The organism is Micromonospora sp. NBS 11-29 (genome assembly GCF_002140155.1).
In the GTDB taxonomy this organism is placed as follows: domain Bacteria; phylum Actinomycetota; class Actinomycetes; order Mycobacteriales; family Micromonosporaceae; genus Micromonospora.
The window spans coordinates 148,435-172,796 of sequence record NZ_NAPR01000013.1 but is presented as its reverse complement, the minus strand read 5'-3'; the positions used below and the strand labels follow the sequence as shown (position 1 = coordinate 172,796).

The window sequence follows — 24,362 nt, the reverse complement described above, 5'->3', positions numbered from 1 at the left end:
GCCGTTCACACGCCCCACATCTGGCCGGCTTAGCGTCCCGGAATGACCGTCACCGACCAGGCCGGCGGGGCCGCCTCCGAGCGGACCGGGCTGCGCGTGACGTACGACGGGCGGGTGTATCCGGCCGAGGAGATCGCCCGGGGCGCGGCGTACGAGTTGTTCAGCGCCGACGAGGCGCCCGGCTTCGAGTGGTGCCCCCGGCCCGGGGTGTTCCACCCGTGGCGGCGGTTCGTGCACGTCTCCGAGGTGGGCGCGGTGCACGGGGCGACCGCGCCGACCGAGGAGGCCGACTCGCCGCTGCTGATGCCGGTGCACCGGGAGCGGGGCTGGGCGTACGTGCATCAGCTCAGCCAGCGACCGGCGGCGGTGGGCGACCCGACGCTGGCCGCGGTGCGCGCGTCGGCGGTGATCCGGCCGGGCACCCGGATGGTGAAGGCGCTCTCCGCCCGGCAGCTCGCCGGTTACGTGCGGGGCTGGCTGCCGCACGGGTTCTGCTACCGGGAGCACGACGTGGCGCACCTGCGCACCCCGGCGGGAATGGCGGTGCTGCGCGGCGACCCGGAGGGCGGCGAGGTGGCGTACGCGTTGCGCTGGCGGGCCGCCGACCCGGCCGACTACGACGTCCCGGTGGGGCCGGCGCACCACGGCCTGACCACCCTGCCGCCCCGCGACCGCCTCGGACCGCCNCCCGCGACTTCGCCGACCTGCCGATGCCGGCGAACGCCACCCTGCTCGCCTACCCGTCCGACGGGGTGGAGGTGGTGCTCTACACCTACCAGGCGGAGCAGCGCGGCTGGCTGCGGCTGGCCGGCCCGCAGTGGCGGCATCTGCTCGCCGCGGTGCCCGGCCTCTCCGCCGACCAGGAGTACGTGCCGACCGGCGAGGCGCCGCGTTCCACGCAGCTCGTCGGCGCGTACGCCGGGGGTGAGTACGAGGCGGTGGCCGACCAGCCCGGCGGGTTCCGGGTGTTGGCGATGACCCGGGCGGCCCGGTATCCGGTGGAGGTGGCGGCCCGCCGGCTGCGGACGGCCACCTGGCGCGGGGTGCCCTGCCTGGTGCTGCGGGAGGAGGGGGGCTGGCTGCGGTTGCGGCTGCGCCGGCCGGATCCGGACGCGGTCACGACGACCGGGGCGCAGTGCCACGAACGCGGTGTCTACGAGGTCTGGGCGCCGGGTGGCGAGCTGACCGACGACCGGGTGGTGGACCTGCCGTATCCCCGGCGGGACGAATAGAACCCGGCAGGTCGGGAAGGCGTGGGCGTCCGAGGCCCCACGCAGGAGGATGTCCCGATATGCCTTTCGTCACCGTTGGTACGGAGAATTCCGCACCCATCGACCTGTACTACGAGGATCACGGCGCCGGCCAGCCGATCGTGCTCATCCACGGGTTCCCGTTCAACGGGGCGACCTGGGAGAAGATGAGCGGTCCGTTGCTCGCCGCCGGGTATCGGGTGATCACGTACGACCGACGCGGGTTCGGCAGTTCCGCCCAGCCGGCGTTCGGCTACGACTACGACACGTTCGCCGCCGACCTCGACGTGTTGATGACCGAGTTGGACCTGCGCGACGCGATCCTGGTCGGGCACTCGATGGGCACCGGCGAGGTGACCCGCTACCTGGGCGCGTACGGATCGGACCGGGTGAACCGGGCGGTGCTGATGGCCCCGTTGGCGCCGTTCCTGCTCAAGACCCCGGACAATCCGGAGGGGGTCGAGCAGAGCATGTTCGACGGGTTCAAGCAGGCCATCGTCGCCGACCGGTTCGCCTACCTGACGCAGTTCTGCGACGCGTTCTTCAACGCCAGTGAGAACAGGGGCAAGCTGGTCAGCGACGAGGCGTACCACGCGCACTGGCAGATCGGGGCGCAGGCGTCGGCCAAGGGCACGCTCGACTGCGTGGACGCCTGGTTGACGGACTTCCGGGGCGACCTGCCGAACATCGACGTGCCGGTGCTGATCATCCAGGGCGACAAGGACAACGTGCTGCCGTACCCGAAGACGGGTCAACGGCTGGTCAACATGCTGTCCGACGCCAAGCTGGTCACGTTGAAGGGCGCGCCGCACGGCACGCCGTGGACCCACCCGACCGAGGTCAACAACGCGATCATGGAGTTCATCGGCCGGNCGGGGGCCGCGTCGTGGTCAGCCGGTGAGGCGGGCCAGTTCCTCGTCGACGATGGACGGGTCGAGCTTGCGGAACACCGGCTTCGGCGCCGCGAGCGGTCGGCCCACCTCCAGGGGTACGGACTCCCAGCGCGCGCCGACCGTGTAGTCGCCGGTCAGCACCGGGTAGCCCGGCCCGCCGTCGAGGTCCTCGACCTCTTCGAGCACCGGCATCGGGGCGTGCGTGCCGGTGCCGCCGAGCAGCTCGTGGATCTTCTGCGCGGAGTGCGGCAGGAAGGGCGTGAGCAGCGTGTTGGCGTCGCTGACCACCTGGAGGGCGACGTGCAGGATGGTGCCCATCCGGGGCTTGTCGGCCTCGCCCTTGAGCTTCCAGGGCGCCTGCTCGGACAGATACTTGTTGGCCTCCGCCACGACCTTCATGGCCTCGCCGATGGCCTGCTTCTGCCGGTGCCGGGCGATGAGGTCGCCGACCACCGCGAAGCCGGCCTTCGCGACGTCCAGCAGCGCGCGGTCGGCGTCGGTGAGCCCGGCCGGGTCGACCGGCGGGATCGCGCCGAAGTTCTTCGCCGCCATCGAGACGGACCGGTTGACCAGGTTGCCCCAGCCGGCGACCAGCTCGTCGTTGTTGCGGCGGAGGAACTCCGCCCAGGTGAAGTCCGTGTCGTTGCTCTCCGGGCCGGCCACCGCGATGAAGTAGCGCAACGCGTCGGCGTCGTAGCGCTCCAGGAAGTCCCGGACGTAGATGACCACCTTGCGGGAAGAGGAGAACTTCCGCCCCTCCATGGTCAGGTATTCGCTGGAGACGACCTCGGTGGGCAGGTTGAGCCGGCCCAGGTCGCCGGGCTCGCCGTCGCGGGCGCCCGCGCCGGAGTAACCGCCGAGCAGGGCCGGCCAGATCACCGAGTGGAAGACGATGTTGTCCTTGCCCATGAAGTAGTAGCCACGCGCGTCCTTCCCCTCGGCGTCGGCCGACCACCACCTGCGCCACGCCTCCGGGTCGCCGGTGCGGCGGGCCCACTCGATCGAGGCGGACAGGTAGCCGATGACCGCGTCGAACCACACGTAGATCCGCTTGTCGGTGCGGTCCTGCCAGCCCTCCAGGGGGATCGGCACGCCCCATTCCAGGTCGCGGGTGATGGCCCGGGGCTGGAGGTCGTCGAGCAGGTTGCGGGAGAAGCGCAGCACGTTGGGCCGCCAGCCCTCCCGGGTGTCCAGCCACTGGCGCAGCGCGTCGGCCAGGGCGGGCAGGTCGAGGAAGAAGTGCTCGGTCTCCACGAACTCCGGCGTCTCGCCGTTGATCTTCGACTTGGGGTCGATCAGGTCGATCGGGTCGAGCTGGTTGCCGCAGTTGTCGCACTGGTCGCCGCGCGCGCTGTCGTAGCCGCAGATCGGGCAGGTGCCCTCGATGTAGCGGTCGGGCAGCGTACGGCCGGTGGACGGGGAGATCGCCCCGGTGGTGACCTTGGCGACGATGTAGCCGTTGCGGTGCAGCCCGGTGAACAGCTCCTGCACCACCGCGTAGTGGTTGCGGGTGGTGGTGCGGGTGAACAGGTCGTACGACAGACCGAGCGCCCGCAGGTCCTCGGCGATCACCCGGTTGTACCGGTCGGCCAGCTCGCGCGGGGTGACCCCCTCGGCGTCGGCCTGCACCTGGATCGGGGTGCCGTGCTCGTCGGTGCCGGAGACCATGAGCACGTCGTGGCCGGCCATCCGCATGTACCGGGCGAAGACGTCGGAGGGAACGCCGAATCCGGATACGTGGCCGATGTGGCGCGGGCCGTTGGCGTAGGGCCAGGCGACCGCGGCGAGAACGTGACTCATGAGCGTCAAGCCTAGTGAGTGGCGTGGACCACCCGCGAATCAATAGGGCGGACCGCGCCACCGTACGCCCGTTTTGTCGCCGACACGCGGCGTGAGCTGCCCGGAAGCCCGGCGGTGCCGGTGTGGAATGAACTCGTGACCAGCACACCAGTGTCACCCGAGCCGTCGGCGGCCGCGTCGGACGCACGGCCGGCGCGCGGCGCGCCGGTCGCCCCGCAACCCCGGCTCGACCCGGCGGACCCGCCGGTGGAGGTGGAGCCCACCACCGGGGCCCCGGTGGACGCCGTACCCCGCCGGGTGCCGGTGCGGCAGCCGCGCTGGCAGCGACGGTCCGTCCCGCCGGGCGACGACGCGACCGGCTGGGCCCCGATCGAGGAGGTGCACTGGGACGGCACGCCGCTGCGCGACGAGCCGCGCCGCCGCGCCGGTCGGGTCCGCATCCGACGCGAGCCGACCCGTACGGTCCGTCCGCCGGACCCGCCCGCCGGCCTCGCCGTGCTGCTGGCGCTGAGTCTGCTCGCCGCGTTCTTCGCCTGGGTCAGCGCCGGACCGTTCTGGTTGGCGGTGGGGCACTCGACCGGCGGCACCGTGATGATCACCGAGTGCACCGGCGGCGGGCTCGGCCAGCGCTGCCGGGGCATCTTCCAGGCCGACGGCGACCGCTTCCAGGCCCAGGGGGTACGGGTCAGCGGCGTGCCGTCCGGACGCACCGCCACCGGCAGCACGCTGGCCGCCCGGATGACCGGGCCGGACGGCGCCACCGCGTACGCGGACACCGGCGCCGGCCGGCACCTGCGGTGGCTGCTCGGGCTGGCCCTGGTGGGCGGCTGCGCCGCCGGGATCGCCCGGTGGACGGGCGCGAGCCGGCTGCCGGACCCGAGGCAGCGCCGCCGGGCGGTGTGGCTGGCGCTGGCCGGCCCGCTGCTGATCACGCTCGGCTTCCTCGCCGCCGCCTGGTAGACGGTCAGCGGTGGACCACGGCGTAGACCTCGCGGCGGCGCAGCCCGTACGCGATGGCGACCTCGGTGATCGCGTCCCGCCGGGATGCGCCCGCCGCCTCGCGCTCGGCGACCGCGGCGCGCAGCGCGTCGTCGTCGGGGCGGACCGCCGCCGCCGGCGGTGCGCCCGCCACCACCAACGTGATCTCGCCGCGCACGTCGCCGGCGGCGGCCCACCCGGCCAGCTCGCCCAGCGGCCGGCGGACGACCTCCTCGTAGGTCTTGGTCAGCTCGCGACAGAGCGCGGCGGGCCGGTCCGGGCCGAACGCGTCGGCCAGGTCGGCCAGCGCGGCGGTGATCCGGTGCGGCGCCTCGAAGAGCACCAGCGTGCGTTCCTCCCCGGCGAGCGCGCGCAGGCGGGAGCGGCGGGCGCCGGGGGTGCGGGGCAGGAAGCCCTCGAAGCAGAACCGGTCGCAGGGCAGCCCGGACAGCGCCAGCGCGGTGGTGACCGCGCTGGGCCCGGGGGCCGCGGTGACCGGGACGCCGGCGTCCAGCGCGGCGCGGACCAGCCGGTAGCCGGGGTCGGAGACGCTCGGCATGCCGCCGTCGGTGACCAGGGCGATCGTGTAGCCGGCGGCGAGCACCTCGACCAGTTCGGGGGTACGCCGTTCCTCGTTGCCCTCGAAGTAGGAGACGATCCGACCGGGCACGGTGACGTCGAGGTCGCGGGCCAGCCGGGTGAGCCGGCGGGTGTCCTCGGCGGCGACCACGTCGGCGGCGGCGAGCACCTCGCGGAACCGGGCGGACGCGTCGGCCGGGTTGCCGAGCGGTGCACCGAGCAGCACCAAGCGCCCGGTCTCGGACATTTCCCCCACGCTGCGCGCTCCCTCATCGACGGTCGTACCAATTTCGGGGACGACGGACGCCACCGGGCACCTTTGCAGCCTACGATCGCCGGGTGACGAGTGCCTCGNCGACGCACCAGGCGACGGCGGCGGGGGCGGAATCCCGGCCGCGGTCCGACGCCGGCTCGCCACCGTCGACGACCACCTCGGCCGAGGGCAGGCGTGGCTGGCCACCGCCGTGGTGGTGGCCATCGCCGCGATCCTGCGCTTCGTCGGGCTCAGCCACCCGTCCGGCAAGATCTTCGACGAGACCTACTACGCCAAGGACGCGTACGGGCTGATCGACCGCGGCGTCGAGTGGAACTACAAGGACAACGGCCCGTCGTACGTGGTCCACCCGCCGCTGGGCAAGTGGCTGATCGGGATCGGCGAGTGGGCCTTCGGCTACCAGGACACCGAGACGAACATCTCGGTGCCGGGGCACCTGATGACGACCGCGCCGGAGTTCGGCTGGCGCTTCGGCGCGGCGGTCTGCGGCACGCTGTCGGTGCTGNGGGCCTGCTGCTCGCGCTGGACGGCTTCCACCTGGTGCTGTCCCGCACCGCCATCCTCGACATCTTCCTGCTGCTGTTCGTGCTGGCCGCGTTCGGCGCGCTGGTGCTCGACCGGGACGCCCGGCGTCGGCGCTGGGCCCGGGCGTTGGAGGGCGGCCTCGACCCGACGCAGCCGGGCCGGGCCGGACGCCCGGCGTCGGGCTGGCGGAACTGGCCGTGGTGGCGGCTGGCCGCCGGGGTGCTGCTCGGCTGCGCCTGCTCGGTGAAGTGGAGCGCGGTCTACTTCGTACCGGCCTTCGCGCTGCTGGTGGTGCTCTGGGAGGTCGGCGTGCGCCGTTCGGCCGGGGTACGCCGTCCGTGGCGCGACGCCGTCCTGGACGAGCTGCCGTGGCTGCTCGCGGCCGGCGTGCTGATGGTGGTCGCCTACGTGGCCACCTGGTCGGGGTGGCTGCTCAGCGACGAGGGCTACTACCGCCTGGCCGAGCGCTACCCGAACGTGCCCGGGTTGAGCGACGCGCCGGTCGTCGGCTCGCTGATCAACCTGTGGGAATACCACAAGGCCGCGTACGGCTTCCACACCCAGCTCGACGATCCGCACAAATACCAGTCCTGGCCGTGGCAGTGGCTGCTGCTGGGCCGGCCGGTGGCGTTCTCCTGGTCCGGCGACGGCAATTGCGGCGCGGCGAGCTGCGCCTCGGAGGTGCTGCTGCTGGGCACGCCGCTGCTCTGGTGGTCGTTCCTGCCGGCGCTGGCCGCGACCATCTGGCTGGGCCTGGCCCGGCGCGACTGGCGGGCCGGCGCGATCCTGCTCTGCGTGGCCGCCGGCCTGCTGCCCTGGTTCTGGTACGCGCTCGACGGCCGGACGATGTTCTCGTTCTACGCCGCGCCGGCGGTGCCGTTCCTGGTGCTGGCGGTGGTCTACGTGCTCGGCGCGATCGTCACCCCCGCCCCGGTCACCGGCACCGCGCCGCCGCCCACCGCGGAGCAGGTCGGTGACCGCCGCCTGGTCGGCGGGATCATCGCGGGCGCGTACGTGTTGCTGGTCGCGCTCTGCTTCGGCTACTTCTATCCGGTCTTCGTGGGGCGGCTCCTGCCCTACGCCGACTGGTCCGCCCGGATGTGGCTGGACGGTCGCTGGATCTGAGGCGTCGGCCGAGCACATTACGGCCCGGTGGGAGGCTCCCACCGGGCCNGCCCCGATCGCCTGCCACGGGGGAAGCGGGCGATTGGGGCGCGCAACACAGAGCTTAACCACAGTGTGGCAACCGCACAACGGGTGCAGCCGGGTCAGATTTCCGACCCATGCGCCACCCCCCGAAAGGTTTACAACGGGCAGATAACGGTGGGTCATCCGGCGGGAACATAACGAATTCGACGTCATCGGTGAACCGCGACGCCACCGCCACCGAGGGCCCACCCGGTCGATCTTCCATTGTGGATCTCACTACACTTCGCCCGGTGATCAACAAGAGACGATCGACGGCCGTCCTGTTCGGACTGCGNCGACCCCGCCGAGCCACCGAAGGTCGAGCTGGTCCTCGACGTCAGCGGCTCGATGCGGGCGCGCGACATCGACGGCCGCAGCCGGATCTCCGTCGCCCAGCAGGCGTTCAACGAGGTGGTCGACGGTCTGCCGGACGAGACCCAGCTCGGCATCCGGGTGCTCGGCGCCACCTACCGCGGCAAGGACAAGAAGCAGGGCTGCCTCGACACGCAGCAGATCGTGCCGGTCGGACCGGTGGACCGCACACAGGCCAAGGCCGCCGTCGCCGGGCTGCGCCCGACCGGGTTCACCCCGGTCGGGCTGGCCCTGCGCTCGGCCGCGCAGGACCTGGGCACCGGCAGCACGACCCGCCGGATCGTGCTGATCACCGACGGCGAGGACACCTGCGCCCCGCCCGACCCCTGCGAGGTGGCCCGGGAACTGGCCGCCCAGGGCACCCGGCTGGTCGTCGACACGCTCGGCCTCGCCCCGGACGAGAAGGTACGCCGGCAGTTGCTCTGCATCGCCGGGGCCACCGGCGGCACGTACACCGCGGCGCAGAGCGCCGACGAGCTGACCGGCCGGATCAAGCAACTGGTCGACCGGGCCCGCGACACGTACACGGCCGCCCCGGCGGTCGTCGACGGCACGGGGGCCTGCGACGGCGCACCGATGCTCGCCCCCGGCGTCTACACCGACCGCGAGGCGTTCTCCGAGCACCGCTGGTACCGGGTGCCGGTCCGCCCCGGGCAGGAGCTGCGCGCGTCGGTCAGCGTGGCGCTGGACCGGCCGGTCAACCCGGACTACGGCGTACTGCTGCGGGCCACCGCGCCGGACGGGCGGGAGCTGGTCCGCGGCGTCGACGCCGGCAGCGGGCGGACCGACGTGGTCTCGGCCGGCCTGCGCTGGTCGGCCGCCGAGGAGAAGGACGCGGCGGCGAGCCCGGAGCCGACCCCGAGCGGGGTACAGGCGGCACGGACGGTCTGCCTGGTGGTCAGCAACTCCTTCGCGCCCCGCGGCGGCACCCGGGCCGAGCCGGGGATGCCGGTGGAGCTGACCGTGGACCTGGTCGCCGCCTCACCGGCGCCGGACGGGCCGGACCTCGGCCGAGGCTGGGCCCTGCTGCTCCTGCTCACCCTGGCCGGACTCGTCACCGGGCTGCTCGCCGGTCTGCTCACCCGCTGGTGGGTGGCCACGTGGAGGGAGAACTGAGGATGCGTACCCCGATCCGGGTCGCGGCGGCCATGGCCGCCGCCGGCCTGACCCTCACCCCCGCGGCGGCCCTCGCCGCGCCCAGCCCGTCACCGGGCGCGGCCACCGTGACCAAGGCCGGCACGTCGTTCCTCACCGCCACGACCATCACCGCCGGCCAACCGGTACGGGTGGGCGCCTCGACCGGCGACCACCTGTACTGGTCCTTCCGGGCCGACGCCGGGCAGGTGCACGAGATCGGCGTCACGGTCACCTTCCCGAAGCGGCGGACCGGCGCGTCCACCTGGACGGTCGACGTCTTCGACGGGCTGCGCCGCCGGCAGGCCTGCACGGCCGGCGCGCAGACCCCCACCGCGGCGACGGCGGCGACCAGTGTGGCGCTCGGCTGCACGCTGCGCCGGGTGCGGCCGTGGGCCGAGCCGTGGTCCGGCGACCCGCTGCCCGGCACCTACTACGTCCGGCTCTCCGTCACCGACCTGCCCGAACCCGACCTGGGCCTGCCGATCGAGGTGGACCTGCTGGTCGGCGCGGTCGACGAGGGCGGCGCCTCCGGCGACGACGGCGAGCTGGCGGCGGCGCTGGTGCCGAACACCCGCGCCGGGACGGTGCTGACCGCCGAGCCGACGCCCGAACCGGTCGCCGAGGAGGAGACCGACCTGACCGGTTGGCTCCCCGAGGCCGGCTCACGCTGGGTCTGGACAACCGTGGGCGGCGTACTCGCCGCCGTGGCCGGCGTGGCCGGCTTCGCCCTCACCCGGCGACCCCGCCGCCGCTGAGACCGCGGCCGGTGGCCGCCGCGAACCCGACGCGGCGGTCACCGGCCGCGCCGAGGGTGCGGGGCCAGTTACGGTACGGTCACCGGCGTGTCCCCGGCACCCACCGACGCCCGTGCGTGACCTGCTGCCGCCCACCGTCGCCGTGGCGGTGGCCGGCCCGGCCGACTGGTCCGGCGAGTTGCTGCCGGCCGAGCGGGCCGGCCTGGGCGAACGCGCGGTGCCGAGCCGTCGGCGCGACTTCACCGCCGGCCGGATGTGCGCCCGCCGGGCGCTCGCCGCGCTCGACCTGCCGGCCACGCCGGTGCCCGTCGGCACCGACCGCGCGCCGGTCTGGCCGGCCGGGGTGGTCGGCGCGATCACCCACACCGAGGGCTACTGCGCCGCCGTCGCCGCCCACGCCGCCGACGTGCGCGCCGTCGGCATCGACGCCGAGCGGCACCGCGCGCTCAGCCCGGGGGTACGCCGGAAGGTGTGCCGCCCCGAGGAGGAGGCGGACCTGGCCCGGCTGCCGGCCGGTACGCCCTGGCCGACGGTGGTGTTCAGCGTCAAGGAGACGATCTACAAGGTCTGGCATCCGCTGGTCGGCACCTGGCTGGGCTTTCCGGACGCCCGGGTGACGCTCGACCCCGACGCGGGGACGTTCGAGGCGTGGATCGCGCCGGCCCGGCTCGCCGCCGCGCCGGTGACCGATCCGCCGGCTTCGGTGACCGGACGGTTCGCGGTGGACGACGAACTGGTCCGTACCGCAGCCGTTCTGACACGTCGCTGAGGGCCGGACGGCCGCTTCGCCGCCGGCTTGTACCGTCGGTTCGACTGAAAGTCCCGACGGTGTCCAAGGAGTACGGTGAGCCAACCTCAGCCTCCGTCCGGGTCGCAGGACCCGAACCAGCAGCCGCACGATCCGCCGACGCAGGGGTTCCCGCCCGCGCCGAACGACCCGTGGGCACCGCCACTCAACCCGACGAAGGCGTTCCCACCCTCGGGCACGTCGTACCCGCCGCAGCCGTCCCCGGACGAGCCGTACCCGCCGGTCCCGAGCGATCCGTACGCGCCGGCCGATCCGTACGCCTCGGCCCCGGGCGATCCGTACGCGCCGATCTCGGGCACGCCCTACCCGCCGCCGGGTGGCGCGTATTCCCCGCCGGGCGGCGGCTATCCGCCGCCGGGTGGGGCCTACCCGCCGCCGGGTGGCGCGTATCCCCCGCCCGGCGGGGCGTACCCGCCGCCGGGTTACTCGCAGCCGGCGTACCCGCAGCCCGGGAAGTACGCGCCGGCTGAGGCGTACCCGGGCAGCGGACCGTATCCGCCCCCGGCGCCGTTCGGTCCGCCGCCCCGCAATTCGAGCCGGAACGTCTGGCTCACGGTCGGCCTGGTGGTGGCGCTCCTGCTGGTGCTCTGCTGTGGCGGCGGCATCTTCGCCGTCTACAGCGGGACGAAGAAGGCCCAGCGGGAGATCGGCACGCTGCCCACCCCCGGCATCACCTTCGGCGGCCCGACCGACTCGCCGACCTACGGCACCCCGACCGACGGCCCCTCGACAAGCACGCCGCAGCCGGGCACGACGGACGACGAGACGTTCAACATGCCGGCCGGCGACAAGCTGATCATCAACGACGACGAGGGCACCATCGAAATCACGGTCGGCAACTTCCAGACGAAGAAGACCGCCTGCCGGGAGTTCATGCCCGACCCGAAGAACGGCATGTACCTGGTCGCCGACGTGACCGCCGAGATCACCAAGGGCACCGGCTCGATCAACCCGTTCTACTTCAGTTGGAAGGGCACGGACGGCACCCGGGAGAGCGGCATCGCCGGCGCGTTCTCCGGCTGCGGCAAGCTGATGACCTCGGGCAACAACCTGCCGGCCGGCTCCAAGCGCAGCGGTCAGCTCATCTTCGACGTCAAGGACACCAACGGCGTCGTCGAATACCAGCACCGCCTGCGTACCGCCGGTTCCTGGAAGCCCTGACCGCGACTCGCCGGAAATCCGGGCGGCGACGCCAGTTCGGTGAGGTGGCGGCATCCTCATGTCGGGAGGGCGCCACTTCGGCGAACTGGTGTGGATCTCGCCGCTCGGGCGGACGGACCTATGCTGGGCCGGTGATCCTCGCTGACGCCACCGGTTCCTGGGTCGGCACCAACGGCTTCCGGATGCTGCCCGCCGATTCGTTCACCGAGTCGCCGGCCACGGCGGCCGTGGCGACCGCGGCCGGCGGCCACCTGACCACGGTGGCGTACTCGTGGGCGCATCCGGACGACGGGCCGCAGGACGGCCTGCTGGTGATCGGCGCCGGGGAGCAGCCGGGCTCGCTGGTCGCCTGGTGGGGCGACTCGTGGCACCAGCAGCCCGGGCCGATGACGCTGACCGGTGAGGCGGGGCCGGACGCGGTGGCCGGGCTGACCGCCGAGTACGGCGGCGGGTGGGGGTGGCGGATCACCCTCGACGCCGCCGACCCGACGACGTTACGGCTGCGGATGGAGAACGTGGTCCCCGCCGACCAGGCCGCTCCCGAGGTGCCGGCCGGGCCGTACCCGGTGATGGTCGCCGACCTGCGTCGCGCCTGAGCCGTCGTCAGCCGAGACGGTCGAGGATCTCCCGCAGGCGGCGGGCGAACGCCTCCGGCTGGCCGGCGTAGCCGTGCTCCCCGTCGAGGAACCCGCCGTGGTGACTGGGGAAGACCGCCGCCCGTCCGCCGAGCAGCTCGGCCGCCGCGACCGAGGTGCGTGCGGTCAGGGTGTCCGCCGATTCCTCGCCCACCGCGATGACGATCCGGGTACGCGTCACGCGGAGCGCGTCGACGTCCGGTCGGTAGCTGGTGACCGCCGCGGACCGCTCGGACAGGAGCGGGTCGTCCCGGGAGCCGTCGTCCTCGACCGGCATCCCGAACGCGGCGGGGTCCGGCGCGGGCTGGGCGAAGTAGTCCCCGGTGAACTCACCCCGCCACGAGGTCATGGCCACGAACGCCGCCATGCCGGCGCCCCAGCCGCGCTTCTGATATGCCTCCTGGCAGCCGGCCATGGCCCGGGCGGCGGCCTCGGCGTCGGGCAGCAGCGGGATGAGCGGCGGTTCGTGCGCCACCAGCGTGGCCACCGTGTCCGGGTACGCCGCGACCAGGGCGAGCGCGGTGACCGCACCACCGCTGCTGGCGAACATGTCGACCGGACCGGCCCCGAGTGCGTCGACGACGGCGCGTACGTCGGCGGCCTGGACCTCGGGCACGGCGTCCGTGCCGCCGTCCTTGCGCACGCTGCGACCGAGCCCGCGCGGGTCGTACGTGACGACGGTGCGGTCCGGGAAGTAGGAGGCCAGCGTGGTGAAGCCGTCGGCGCACATCGGTTGGCCGATCATGAACAGGGGCCGACGCCCGCCGTCGACGCCGCTCGGGGCGTGCACGTCGTAGACGAGGTCGACCTCGGGTGTCCGGAGTGTCTGTGTGGTCATACCCGTGTCGACCGGCGTCGGGCCGGAAAGTCATCNGAGCGGCACCGGCGTGGTCAGCTCACCGTGCCGGTGACGCTGCCGCCGGACTTGGTGACGTAGTAGGTCACCTTCGTGCCGCTCCAGAAGTGGAACGTCAGGGTGACCCGCTGACCGTCGTTGACCTCGGCGAAGAACTCCGGCTTCAAGGTGATCGTGTTGCTGGCGTAGTTCGGCGCGAACGTCACGTCGAACTCCTTGAACGGGGTCCAGTTCTGCGGGCCGGCGTTGCTGCCGTCGGCGTACTTCGCCTCCATGGTGGCGAGCTGGTCGCCCCGGAACTGCGCCGGCAGGTTGAACCCGCTGGTGGGGCCGGTGGCGTTGCCGAGCACCGGCGGGTCGTACGTGATGATGCTGATCCGCCACGGCACGCCGGTGGAGAAGCGGGCCTGGAGGTTGGCGTTCACCCCGTACGCGCGGTTGCCGACCAGCCGGGTGAGCGCCGACGCGGTGAGCGTGAGCGTGCTGCCGGAGACCGTATAGTCGGTGCCGTTGACCAGGTCGGTGGTGCCCTGGCGCAGCCCCTGGAACGTGGTGCCGTTGAGGTTGAGCGTCAGGCTCTTGGCGGTGATCGTGCCGGTGCGCGGCACGTACACCTGGTCGCTGGACGCGGTGCCGGAGCGGGTGGTCCAGCTCGACTTGATCTGCGCGATCAGCTCCGGGTCCTTCCACACGAAGGACGTCCGGTCGAAGTGCTGGCCGTTGTCCCAGAGCTGGGTGGTGAGCTTGCGGCTGCGCGCGTAGTAGCCGAGGAACTCGAAGAACTTGAGCTTCTCGCCCTGCTCGATGGTGCCGGTGTGGCGGTCGAAGCCGAGCAGGCCGTACTCCCCGATGATCACCGGGATGTTCCGGGCGACGAACGCGTTGTAGACCCGGTCGAACTGGTCGGTCAGGTCCTGCTGCACGGTCGCGTCGAAGCGGGTGCCGCCGGCGATGTTCACGCTGAACGGCCAGTAGCCGTAGAAGTGGACGGTGGCGATCAGGTTCGGATCGTTCAACGCGTTGAACGTGCTGACCAGCTCGTTCACCCGGGCCTGCTCGGCCGAGGTGTGCAGGGTCGGCAGCACGAGCAGCCGGGTGGCGTTGTTGCCGCCGGACTGGCGCACGATCCGCTGGAACGAGGTGTTCAGCTCGTTGAGCAGCGTGGCGTTCTGGGCGTCGCCGGAGCTGCCGGTGAACTGCGGTTCGTTGACGCTCTCGAAGACCAGCTTCGACGAGCTGTCCCGGAACGCACCGGCGATCTGGGTCCAGAGCGCGTTGTAGCGGTTCAGCACCGTGGTGCGGTCCGTGGGCATCGTGTTGATCCACTGCCACGAGTCGTGGTGAATGTTGATCACCACGTAGAAGCCGTCCGCGAGGGCCCAACCGACCACCTCGCGTACCCGGGCGAGCCAGGCGGCGTCGATGGTGTAGTTCGGTGCGCCCCCGTGGTGGTTGCTCCACGTCACCGGGATCCGGATGCTGTTGAAGCCCTGCGCCCGCACGTTGTCCAGCAGCGCCTGGGTGACCCGCGGGTTGCCCCACGCGGTCTCGTCCGCGCCGACCGCGTCGAACGAGTTGCCGAGGTTCCAGCCGGGCTGCATGGCGGCGACCGCCGCCATGGCGTTGCCGGCCGGCGGCGGCGTGGTGGGTGGCGGGGTGGTGGGTGGCGGGGTGGTCGGCGGGGGCGTGGTGCTGGGCGGCGGGGTGGTGCCGCCGACGCCACCGGTGCAGGCGACCCCGTTGAGCGTGAACGAGGTGGGCGCGGTGTTGACGCCGGACCAGGAGCCGTTGAAGCCGAACGACACGCTGCCGTTGGTGGCGATCGCGCCGTTGTAGCTGACGTTCGTAGCGGTGACCTGGGCGCCGGAGGAGGTGACGGTGGCGTTCCACGCCTGGGTGACCTGCTGGCCGGACGGGAACGTCCAGCGCAGGGTCCAGCCGCTGACCGGGTCGCCGAGGTTGGTGACGTCGACGTTGGCGCTGAAGCCGCCGGCCCACTGGCTGGCGGTCGTGTAGGTCACGCGGCAGCCGGCCGCCGCCTGGGCGTTCGTCGCCAGGACGGCGGTGCCGGCCATGAGTGTCGCGGCGGTGGCCGCGACCAGGCCGACCCGCAATCGGGCCCGCTTCGGGGTACGGGAGATGCCGAGCATCGTGGTTCCTTCGGGTGGTGGGTGTGCGCGTGGACGGGACGGGCGGGCGCGCACCCCGCCCAGCGCGAGAGTAAGTTTGGATTCCAAACATTGTCAATCGGCGGGCGTGGATGCGTTTCCCGATTATTGCCCGCGACAGGGCCACCCCGGCGCGGCTGGCGTCCACCGGATGACGCGGATGCACGACGACGAGGTGCCCACGGACAGCGCGCTCGTCGCGCGGCTGGTCGCCGGGCAGTTCCCGCAGTGGGCCGACCGAGCCGTCACGCCCGTGCGCTCCGGCGGCACCGACAACGCCATCTACCGGCTTCCGTCAGTAGGCAGCGCTGGCGCAATAACCTGTCGATCATGCATGGGTTCACCGACGTCGACCGCCAGTCAGACCCGGACTCGTGGGTCGGCGTACTCGACCGCCTCACCACAGAACCCTTCTATCAGGCATACCAGCAGCGGGTCCGCGAACTGCTCCATCCAACAGCCGGCCGTCGATACGTCGAGGTCGGTGCCGGCACCGGTGCAAGCGCGGCCCTCATGAGAGATGAACACGATGTCAGCGTGGCCACCGTGGATCGCTCGCTGACCATGGCTGCTGCCATGCGAGCGCGCGGCCTCACCCGATGCACCGTCGGGGACGCCCATCGGCTGCCGTTTGCCGACAACTCCTTCGATGGGGCATGGGCCGATCGCACCCTGCAACACCTCGCCGATCCCCTCGTCGCGATCAACGAACTTGTCAGGGTCGTGCGGCCGAGTGGTCGTATCGTTCTCGCCGACCCCGACTACGACACCCAGGTGCTCGACATCGCCGACCAGGATCTGGCCCGGCGCGTGCTGAGGTTCCGGGCCGATGTCCTCCTCCGCAACGGCACCCTGGCACATCAACATGCTGGCCTTCTCGCCGCACACGGCCTGGTCGACGTCACCGTGGAGCCCCGTACGCTACTGGTCCGGAACCCGACCGCCGTCGACAACGTTCTCGGCCTTCGGAGCTGGGCTGCCACANCGACGAGGCGGTTGAAACACACCGGTTCACCTACGCCGTCACGTTCTTCCTGACCGCCGCCACCGTTGCCTGAGGCGGAAAACGCCCCGCCGCCCCGCGCTGGCACAAGATCGGAAAAAGCCGTCTCCGGTAACCGGAGACGGCTTTTTGAACTGGGTGGAGCTGAGGGGATTTGAACCCCAAATGCCACGAGCCGGGTATAGATCATCTGGAATCAGGCGTATCTGGCCTCTGACCAGGGCGGGAGTCATCAACGCCTCACGGCGTTTTACACCCGTTTCCGGGCTCGGTTGTGCCGGATCTGTGCCCGATGATCATGCGGCGGGCATCGACGGCTATTGGCTTTCCGGCTTGACGAACGTCCCGCGTTGCGGCACCACGAACAACACGCCCTGGTCGACCAGCACGGCGATGGCGCGTCGCACGGTCGCGCGGGCAAGGCCGTACTCCTGGACAAGCTGGGACTCTGACGGGATGGCCCGGTTGGGCTGCCAGTCGCCGCGACGAATCCGGGCCGCGAGGATGCCGGCCAACTGGCGGTAGGGCGGCAGCGGTGCGCCGTGGTCGATGCCGGNACCTTCTACGTATCTAGACGTCGGTGTACCAGGCTTGGTACGGTGCGGCAATCCCGCTGTGCTGGTCGTAGAGACCCGAACTCGCCTCGGCGCGGCGGTACCCCTGCCCGGCCGGGTTCCTCCGTACCGGTCGGGCAGGGTCATCGGCAGGGAGGTAGATCGTGTCCGCTGACCCACGGGCTACGGCCCTTCTCCGGACCCCGGTTCCCGGCGACGAGCTGGTGATCGGCCGGGATGCGTCGGTGCAGTTCGCGGCCCAGCCAAGCTTCCTGTTCCGAGTGGTCTCGGTCTGCCCGAAGCCGACGTATCTGGGTTGGGTGTGGCTGACGGGCTACGTGCTTAACGGCCAGGGCGACGCCGTCGACAAGCGGGAGATCTTCGTACGGCTGGCAGGCCTGAATCTCGTGCGTCGCGCTGATCGGTACCCGGGTTCGGGCTCGGCTTTCGTGTCGCGGTCCGGTGCTCGGCGGACACCGCCACAGCAGCGCCTTTGACCTGACCGTGACCAGCCGCGGGCTCGGCTCCCGGGCGACCACCCGACCCCCGACGGCCCCCACCCCCTTCCCAGGTGCGGGGTTTGACCTCACCTGGACTCCGGTAGGAGCTGGCACAGGGAGTCGCCCGCCTGGCCTCGACGGACACCGCCCCCATGCTTGGGGCTTGCTGTCCCTGCCTTGCGCGTCATCCTCAGAGCCAGGCTCCGGCGGCGGCCCGTTCTAGCGCCGGGGTACACGAGGGTTGTCCGGTCGGCTCGAACGCTGCGTGCGCCTCGGCAACCCGGTGTGCGTCCGGCCGCCTGGCGACTGCGGCCGTCCCTCGCTNGCGCGAACACGGCGGCGGGCCGCAGGCCCGCCCTTGACCAAGTAAAGAAAGTCTGAACACACTACGCTCCGACAGCCGCTCTCCGTTCTCGCCAACAAACGGGGTTGCGGTTGCCTGGATACTGAACAGGTGGATTCACTGCCCGGGGCTGCACAAGCAGGAGATCGGCTGAAGAAGACTGCCTTGCGCGACTTTGGCCCTGCCGACGAGGACGACGTGCAGCGAGGAGTTTGTTATAGGGTGACCATCGACCTTCATGAGGCGCCGGTTCCGGCCTTGCTCAGGTTTGCACTCAACCTCATTGGCATTGAAGCGCACGGGCCAGGAGAAAAGGTCGCATGGTGGGTGAACTTCACTTACCGGGGTGAGTTTTTCCAGTTGGCGCACCAGAAGTTTGGCCTACGACTTTACATACAAAGCGAGGCTTCCGAAGATGAAGCGCGGAAAATGCAGGCTGAAGTAATCAAAAAGCTTCGCTCTTCGATGCGCACCGTGGAGTCCCTGATTCTAGACGCTGCGCCGGAGTTGCTAGGCAAGGGTGATGCCACGGTAATCAATCAGCATGCATCACTCGATCGGGCGTATAGGTACTTTCGTGAGCGCGCAATCAAGCCCGATTTAATCGAAGATGAGAGAATTGAGCATCCGCCGGTTGAAGGCACCTCGATTCGACACTATTCATTTAAATCCGGCGCAGCTCGGATGAGGATGAACGCATTTCATGACATGATTGCGGCAATCACTGCATACCTTAGTCGGCTTGAGCATGACCTGGTATTGGCATTAGCATTCAGCGGATTCGACCCTAGCGCAGATGACCTCACGCGGGTGATCGCTTCGCGCTGGGGAGAGAAGTTCGATCGCCTCTTAGGTGGGCGGAGCGATGCACTTCGCTTCCGCCAGCGACTGACTGACGTTGTTGAGCGGTGGCGTAATCCTTACTCACATGGAGGGTTTGAGAAGGGGCACGGGGCAACAATATATCTACACACCCCCGGCNTATGCCTGTGAGTGAGACCGAAATAACGGACGTTTTTGAATTATTCGATGAATTTGATGCGTGGCTTGCCTCGGAGTTTTCGGATGCGATGCAATGGATTGAATCCGGTCTCGCAGTTCGCTTCGATGAGGACTTCCGCATGATGCTATCAGAAGCTCGGCAGGCAAACGATTTCGAGGACTTCCTGGGGTCCCACGCATACTGGCAGGACACCATTGATAATATGGATTACTAGTTGTTACAACCGACCTAATTGCCGAAATTCGATATGCAATGCAGCAGGCTAGTCATCCCGACTCTCCGGACCACGTTCAAAGTCGATGAACTAACGCATCGGCTATCTCGCGCATGCTGGTAACCACTAGGTCCGCCCCGGCTGCCTGAAATCTCTGTGCCTTAGCTGGGCGGTTCGCGTACCCGATAACTCGCGCCCCGGCTGCCCGCGCCCCGTCGATATCCGAGAGGGAGTCGCCAATTAGTACGCACCGGGCCGGCGGCTCTCCTACCGCGTGCGCAGCTTGTTGGATCGGTTCCGGGCTGGGCTTCATGCGCTCTGGGGCGGCGTAGGACCGGCCAACAATCGGCGAGANTTGCTTACGACCGCCACGGGGAAACCGGCCTGGCGGGCAGCCACGATGACTTCCCGGCCGTACGGCGTTGGTTCGGCGGACTCGACGGCTTGGCGCTCCGCTGCGCAGAGTGCGTCCTCTACCGCTCGTGTCGCGTTCCGGTCGCCGGTGCTCCCGGTGCGGCGTAGCACCTCAAGCGGGTCCGGCTCGCTGACGAGGTCCGGCGGAACCTCAACGCCGTGTCTGCGCAGTACGTCGACTAGTTCCGTAGCGACCTTTGGTGCTGGGTAGCCCGAGAAGACGCTGCACACTGGTCCATCGAAGTCGAGCAGCACGGCACCGACTTCGTCGAGCAGCCGGGCAAGGTCGGCGTTCATGCGTCGTACCGGTAGGCGATGGTCGACCACACCGAGTCAAACCACTGGCGGGATGCTTCGACGAACTGGGTGCCGTGAGAGGCGTCGTCGTCGGTCACCGCGTAGTGGAACAGCGGCACGTCCTTGCCCATCAGGTCGTAGATCGCCATCGGCTCGCCCTTGATGGAGACAGTGCGCTCTATGACCGGATAGAAGCCGTAGAACACCTCTTCGCCGTTGAGGATGTAGAGCTTGAACAGCGGGGACGCGCGGTGCATCCGTACCTCGACGCTGGTCGACCGGATCAGGCCGAGGTCGCCCAGCTCGGTGACTTGGTCGATGATGCCGTCTGCTGCCCGTCGGGTGATCCGCTCCGCCCGCTCGCGTACGGCAGGATCGTCTGCCTGGGTCTCGGCTCGTGCGGGCAGTGCCATGGGGGCGGTCATGTCGGAGATCAGGACGCGCACGGTGATCGTCTCTGGTGTGAGGCGGCCGACCCGGACTTTGTCGAGCGCTTCGGCGAGCGTATCTCTCAGGGTCTCCCCGGAGAACCCCGCGAAGTCGATGCTGACGTGTGGTCGTTCGAACGAGGCTTCGATGTGTGGGCGCAGCTCTACAGCTCGTTGCGTCTGCGCCCGGACAAACGCTCCGCTGCCTTGCCGGGACACAATGAGCCGTTCCGCGCGGAGCAGGTCTAGGGCTCGTTTGACGGTTTCTCGGGCGACGCCGTAGCGCGCTGCGAGGTCGGGCTGTGACGGCAGCTTGTCGCCCGGGGCAAGCCGGCGCGTGAGGATAGCGGCCCGCAGCTTGTTCGCGATCTGTTGCGATGCCTGCTTTGGGTCATCGGGGTCCAGCTCACCGAGGAAGTCAAGGTTCTCGCTCACAACTTCACACTAGCCCTGACTAGCCAAGCAAGGAAAGTCCGCGTCGCGCTCTTGACTTGACTAGCCAGGCCGGTCTACCTTCGGTGCATCGCCTGGCTAGCCAGGTAGGCCAAGTCTGGCTAGGCCGGGCTTCATTCGATGCGCCCGGCCCGATGAGTTCATCAAGATCGAAGGAGATCTAGGAATGCGGAACATCCCTGTGAACCTGTCCGGCTACAAGCTGCGGGTGGTGGAGGAGCCGTCGATCAAGGCGGATCAGGAGGGGAAGGTGATCACGGCTTACGGCACGAATGACCCGCTGTACACGGTGGCGGTGTTCGCCAAGCCGGTGGCGACGGAGGACGGCTACCGGGGCAAGGGCGAGGAACTGAAGATCACGCTCTCGGCTGACCCGGGCCGGGTGGAGGAGGGTGAGTTGGTGGAGCTGATCGGGGCGACGGTGTCGCACTGGGAGCGGGATGGCCGGTCGGGTCTGACGTGGAAGGCGCAGGGCCTTAAGACCGCACGGTGAGTCGGGCGGGTTTCTGATTGTTTCGCCCCGCCCCTGTCTGGTGGGTGACCCGTTCGAGTCGGGTCGGGGCACTCCGTCGGAGCGATGGGCCGCCTGTCGGTTCATCCTCGGCAGCATGTTCATTGAGAATTACACAGTGGATAGAACCTTGCCTAAAACAGGTCGATGTCACTATTCGATAATAGGAGGGAGGTTGCTATGTCTGATTTCGAGTTGGCTCTTATCGGGTTGTTGGTGCTGTCGGTTTCGGTGAACGTCGGTTTGATTCGTCGTGAAACGCGCCGTTGGCGTCGGGTGTGGCGTCTGACGGGCCGGGAGTGATCGCCTTGCTCGGCGGTTTCCATCCCTCCCGGGTGCAGGTTTCCGGGGGTGGGTGGTGTCCACCGAGTGTGTGGGCTTCCGTGACCGGAAGGGGCAGGTATGGATTTGGTGCCGGAGTTGGTGAAGTCGATGACCGGCCGGCGGCGGTATGAGGCGTTGGTGGGCAACGTGCAGGGCTTGGCGATGCTCTTGGACGGCGTGAACAGCCTGATCAAGTCGTGTGAACCGCCGCCGGGGACGGTGTACCAGTTCGCCGCCCGGATCGAGGACCTGGAGGACGCGCACCGCCAGGCGGTGGAGTCGCTTCGGGCGTTCCAGGTGCGGGTCAAGACGTATGAGGCGGATCTGATCGCCAAGCCGTGGAAGGTGAACTAATGGCGTCGTACCGGGTCACTGACACTTACGACGGGGTCGATCAGGCGATGCGTCTGCTGCGCCGGTCGATGAAGGGAATGCCGGAGCGGTACCGCTACATGAAGCACTACGACGAGTTGCGTCGGTCGGTGGCGGTGCTGCTGGTTCTCCTCGAAGAGGCCACGCCGTGGCTGGAGGAGACCGACAAGGCGAAGCAGTCGACGACGCTCGCGAAGAAGATGCTCGAAGCGGTCCATTGACCGGCGGTTGTTCGACGGAAAAGGCCCGGGTTGGTAATCCGATCCGGGCCTTTTCCTTGCCCAATTACAGCGGCAATGGAATTGCATCCGAATTGGTGAAGGTAGGTGCGGGAGATGGGTAAGCGCGTTCAGGGTTGGGAATGGCGTGTGGCGGGGTGGGCTGCTCGGCACCCGGGGTTCATGGCGGCTCCGGCCGCGTTGGGCGCTGGTCTGGTCGAGTTCGGGCCGGCGACCACGGGCGGCGTGATGGCCGGTGCGGTCGCTGCCGGGCTGGGCTGGTACCGGGGCCACCCGGACTCCTGGGAGCTGGTGGCGGCCCCACGGCTGCGGGCGGTGCGGCGGCGGTGGCTGTCGCGGGCCTACCTCGGGCCGTGGTGGAGCCGGGTGGTGGAGGCGTGCAACCTGGTCACGGTCCACCGCACGACGGGCGTGATCAACGTGCCCCGGATCATCCGCATCCGGTCGCACTCCCCGTCCACGGAAACCGTCTATGTGCGGCTGCTGCTGGGGCAGACGCCGAAGATGTGGGAGGAAGCCGCTGAGGCTCTGGCGGTGGCGCTGAGGGCTGAGCGGGTCGGCGTCGAGCGGGTGCGCCCCCAGGTAATCGCGTTGGTCGTGCAGCGGTCGGAGCCGTTCACGCAACCGATCATCCCGCCGGACCTCCTGGGCGACTCGGATGCAGTGAACCTGGCCCGGGTGTATCTGGGTGAGACCGAGCACGGTTCGGACTGGGTTGCGCCGTTGCTGGGTCAGCATTGGCTGATCGGCGGGGCCTCCGGTTCGGGGAAGAACTCGGTGACGTGGATGGCGCTGCGGGCGTGCGCGCCGCTGATCCGTGACGGCCTGGTGCGCGTGCACGTGGTCAACCCCAAGGGCACCGAACTCAACGCGCTCCAGCCGGTCTCCCATCGGTACGCCGAGACCGACAGCGACATCGTGGACGTCATACANGGACCTTCACCATGTCCCGCGAAACCCCGCTCGACGTCCTGGTCCTCGACGAGCTGGGCGCGGTGACCGGCTACGGCGACCGGTCGCTGACCAAGGGCGCTCAGGCCGTGTTGCCGCTGATCCTGTCGCAGGCCCGCGCGTTGGGCGGCAGCGTGATCGGCGCGCTCCAGGAGCCCACCAAGGACGTCATCCCCCAGCGTGACCTGTTCTCCCTGCGGGTGTGCCTGCGGGCCACCTCCGCCGGGCACGTCGACATGGTCCTCGGTGAGGACATGCGCCGCCGGGGCGCGCTCGCCGACGAGATCCCCAACGTGCCGGAGTCGGCCGGGATCGGGTTCGTTGTCAAGCAGCGTTCCCGTACCCCGGTGCGGGTCCGAGCCGCCTACTGCGACGACTCCGACATCGCCGAACTCGTCCGCGTCGCCGGCTGGCCGGTATCCGAACTCGCCGCGGCGGGGCAGCGATGAACGACATGCAGGAGGGCGCCAAGCCGGCTCGGCCGCCCCGGCAGGTTCGTAAGCTGTCCCGCCGGCTGAATGTGGCGCGGCAGCTTCACCACCTGGAGCAAGACACCGCGCTCGACATCGTGGACATCGAAAGACTGCGGGCCAGCGTCACCCGCTCACTGTGGCTGTTCCTGGCGGTCGGGTCAGTGTTCACCACCACCGGCGTGCAGGACTTTCTCGCCGGACACCTCACCCCGGCCGACCCAGTGTGGTGGGGCTGCTGGGGCGTAGAACCGTGCCTGATCGGCATCCTCATCACGATCCTTCGATGGGAAGCCGCGATGATCGCCCGGAGCATCGACATCAACTCCGGGGCCGTCGACTGGCTCAAACGGTTCCTCCTCGGCTCCACGCTCGTCATGAACGTCGTGCCGGCGCTGTGGCCGCGGGAAGGCTCGATCAGCGCGGGCATGCTCGCCGCGCACATCATGGTGCCGGTCCTAGTGTTCTTCCTCGCCGAAGTCATGCCCATCGTGCAGGCACGATGCACCCAGGCACGCCGCGCCATTGTGCTGACCAAGCCGGAAACGAACGCGCCCGAACCCGCCGAATCGGTCGGCACCCCGGCGGTAGAGGCCCCGGCCCCGCCGGCACCGGTCGAGCGCCTGGTCGTCCCGGTCGTGCCGGAACGTGGAAAGGTTCCCGCCCCGGTCGTCGCGGCAGACAACCCGGCTCCGGTCCCGGTCGCCGTGGTGGAGCTCAACGGGTTGGGCATCCCGGCTGGCATGCAGGCGCAGATCCGGCAACTCGTCGCGGACTCGGCCGCTCCGGTGACCGCCGCCGACATTCAACGCGCCACGCGGCTACCGCTGCCGATTGCGGCGCGGGTGCTCGACCGGCTCACCCCGGTCACCGCCAACGGCTACTCGCACTGAGCACNCCTGGTCCT

18 protein-coding genes and 7 pseudogenes are annotated in these 24,362 nt (G+C 70.0%); 18 read left to right on the top strand and 7 right to left on the bottom strand.

The annotated features are described in order from the left end of the window. Positions 1–42: 42 nt before the first annotated feature. Both B1205_RS17175 and B1205_RS17170 read left to right on the top strand, forming a co-directional pair. Positions 43–1,232 (top strand): annotated as a pseudogene (locus B1205_RS17175) (hypothetical protein). Positions 1,233–1,291: 59 nt separating this feature from the next. Then, positions 1,292–2,122 (top strand): annotated as a pseudogene (locus B1205_RS17170) (alpha/beta fold hydrolase); the annotation flags it as partial. 18 nt (positions 2,123–2,140) lie between these two features. Here B1205_RS17170 and metG read toward each other — a convergent pair. Further along, positions 2,141–3,943 (bottom strand): methionine--tRNA ligase, encoded by a 1,803-nt coding sequence (gene metG, locus B1205_RS17165; RefSeq protein WP_089156537.1) that lies wholly within the window; start codon positions 3,941–3,943, stop codon positions 2,141–2,143. 135 nt (positions 3,944–4,078) lie between these two features. Between metG and B1205_RS17160 the strand changes: the two genes are divergently transcribed. Next, entirely contained in the window at positions 4,079–4,903 is an 825-nt protein-coding gene (locus B1205_RS17160) for a hypothetical protein (RefSeq protein ID WP_254910015.1), read from the top strand. A 4-nt stretch (positions 4,904–4,907) separates the two neighbouring features. Here the strand turns inward: B1205_RS17160 and rsmI are convergent, their stop codons facing one another. Further along, positions 4,908–5,747 (bottom strand): 16S rRNA (cytidine(1402)-2'-O)-methyltransferase, encoded by an 840-nt coding sequence (gene rsmI, locus B1205_RS17155; protein ID WP_441338512.1) that lies wholly within the window; start codon positions 5,745–5,747, stop codon positions 4,908–4,910. A gap of 139 nt (positions 5,748–5,886) precedes the next feature. Here rsmI and B1205_RS17150 point away from each other — a divergent pair. From B1205_RS17150 to B1205_RS17125, 6 genes and pseudogenes are all read left to right on the top strand, one after another. After that, positions 5,887–7,424, top strand: a pseudogene (locus tag B1205_RS17150) (dolichyl-phosphate-mannose--protein mannosyltransferase). 314 nt (positions 7,425–7,738) lie between these two features. After that, positions 7,739–8,975 (top strand): annotated as a pseudogene (locus B1205_RS17145) (VWA domain-containing protein). Positions 8,976–8,977: 2 nt separating this feature from the next. Then, positions 8,978–9,751, top strand: a complete 774-nt coding sequence (locus B1205_RS17140) for a peptidase (protein ID WP_089156536.1) — start codon at positions 8,978–8,980, stop codon at positions 9,749–9,751. A 112-nt stretch (positions 9,752–9,863) separates the two neighbouring features. Then, a complete protein-coding gene (locus B1205_RS17135; RefSeq protein WP_089156535.1) occupies positions 9,864–10,520 on the top strand; it encodes a 4'-phosphopantetheinyl transferase family protein in 657 nt (218 codons plus the stop codon). A gap of 75 nt (positions 10,521–10,595) precedes the next feature. Further along, the gene (locus B1205_RS29830; RefSeq protein ID WP_089156534.1) at positions 10,596–11,720 is read left to right on the top strand and encodes a hypothetical protein; all 1,125 of its coding nucleotides are present in this window, start codon (positions 10,596–10,598) and stop codon (positions 11,718–11,720) included. A 131-nt stretch (positions 11,721–11,851) separates the two neighbouring features. Beyond that, positions 11,852–12,316, top strand: coding sequence for a DUF1579 family protein (locus B1205_RS17125; RefSeq protein WP_089156533.1), 465 nt, complete (start codon positions 11,852–11,854; stop codon positions 12,314–12,316). 7 nt (positions 12,317–12,323) lie between these two features. On the opposite strand, the gene B1205_RS17120 is transcribed toward B1205_RS17125, so the two are convergent. Both B1205_RS17120 and B1205_RS17115 read right to left on the bottom strand, forming a co-directional pair. Next, the gene (locus tag B1205_RS17120) at positions 12,324–13,193 is read right to left on the bottom strand and encodes an alpha/beta fold hydrolase (protein ID WP_089156532.1); all 870 of its coding nucleotides are present in this window, start codon (positions 13,191–13,193) and stop codon (positions 12,324–12,326) included. 53 nt (positions 13,194–13,246) lie between these two features. Further along, on the bottom strand, positions 13,247–15,361 hold the full coding sequence (locus tag B1205_RS17115; RefSeq protein WP_441338511.1) for a cellulase family glycosylhydrolase: 2,115 nt from the start codon (positions 15,359–15,361) through the stop codon (positions 13,247–13,249). 348 nt (positions 15,362–15,709) lie between these two features. Between B1205_RS17115 and B1205_RS17110 the strand changes: the two genes are divergently transcribed. Then, complete coding sequence (locus B1205_RS17110; protein WP_217809843.1) at positions 15,710–16,417, top strand: methyltransferase domain-containing protein; 708 nt, start codon at positions 15,710–15,712, stop codon at positions 16,415–16,417. Between the two features lie 282 nt (positions 16,418–16,699). Here B1205_RS17110 and B1205_RS17105 read toward each other — a convergent pair whose 3' ends face one another. Beyond that, on the bottom strand, positions 16,700–16,933 hold the full coding sequence (locus B1205_RS17105; protein WP_089157059.1) for a GntR family transcriptional regulator: 234 nt from the start codon (positions 16,931–16,933) through the stop codon (positions 16,700–16,702). Between the two features lie 167 nt (positions 16,934–17,100). Between B1205_RS17105 and B1205_RS17100 the strand changes: the two are divergent. Both B1205_RS17100 and B1205_RS17095 read left to right on the top strand, forming a co-directional pair. Continuing rightward, positions 17,101–17,358: pseudogene (locus tag B1205_RS17100) on the top strand (hypothetical protein); the annotation flags it as partial. Between the two features lie 1,410 nt (positions 17,359–18,768). Further along, positions 18,769–18,996, top strand: coding sequence for a hypothetical protein (locus B1205_RS17095; protein WP_089156531.1), 228 nt, complete (start codon positions 18,769–18,771; stop codon positions 18,994–18,996). 76 nt (positions 18,997–19,072) lie between these two features. Here the strand turns inward: B1205_RS17095 and B1205_RS17090 are convergent. Beyond that, positions 19,073–19,707, bottom strand: a pseudogene (locus B1205_RS17090) (HAD family hydrolase). Beyond that, on the bottom strand, positions 19,704–20,570 hold the full coding sequence (locus B1205_RS17085; RefSeq protein WP_089156530.1) for a winged helix-turn-helix domain-containing protein: 867 nt from the start codon (positions 20,568–20,570) through the stop codon (positions 19,704–19,706). Before B1205_RS17085 ends, B1205_RS17090 begins: the two are co-directional and overlap by 4 nt. 184 nt (positions 20,571–20,754) lie before the next feature. Here B1205_RS17085 and B1205_RS17080 point away from each other — a divergent pair, with 184 nt between their 5' ends. The 6 genes and pseudogenes from B1205_RS17080 (at position 20,755) to B1205_RS17060 (ending at position 24,348) form a co-directional block, all read left to right on the top strand. Beyond that, positions 20,755–21,081, top strand: a complete 327-nt coding sequence (locus B1205_RS17080; RefSeq protein WP_089156529.1) for a hypothetical protein — start codon at positions 20,755–20,757, stop codon at positions 21,079–21,081. A gap of 198 nt (positions 21,082–21,279) precedes the next feature. Next, positions 21,280–21,402, top strand: coding sequence for a hypothetical protein (locus B1205_RS31725; protein WP_254910014.1), 123 nt, complete (start codon positions 21,280–21,282; stop codon positions 21,400–21,402). A 99-nt stretch (positions 21,403–21,501) separates the two neighbouring features. Beyond that, positions 21,502–21,777 (top strand): hypothetical protein, encoded by a 276-nt coding sequence (locus B1205_RS17075; protein ID WP_089156528.1) that lies wholly within the window; start codon positions 21,502–21,504, stop codon positions 21,775–21,777. After that, entirely contained in the window at positions 21,777–22,016 is a 240-nt protein-coding gene (locus B1205_RS17070) for a hypothetical protein (RefSeq protein ID WP_089156527.1), read from the top strand. Before B1205_RS17075 ends, B1205_RS17070 begins: the two co-directional genes overlap by 1 nt. 384 nt (positions 22,017–22,400) lie before the next feature. Next, a pseudogene (locus tag B1205_RS33045) lies at positions 22,401–23,434 on the top strand (ATP-binding protein). Further along, positions 23,431–24,348, top strand: coding sequence for a hypothetical protein (locus tag B1205_RS17060; protein ID WP_089156526.1), 918 nt, complete (start codon positions 23,431–23,433; stop codon positions 24,346–24,348). Before B1205_RS33045 ends, B1205_RS17060 begins: the two are co-directional and overlap by 4 nt. Positions 24,349–24,362 lie beyond the last annotated feature (14 nt).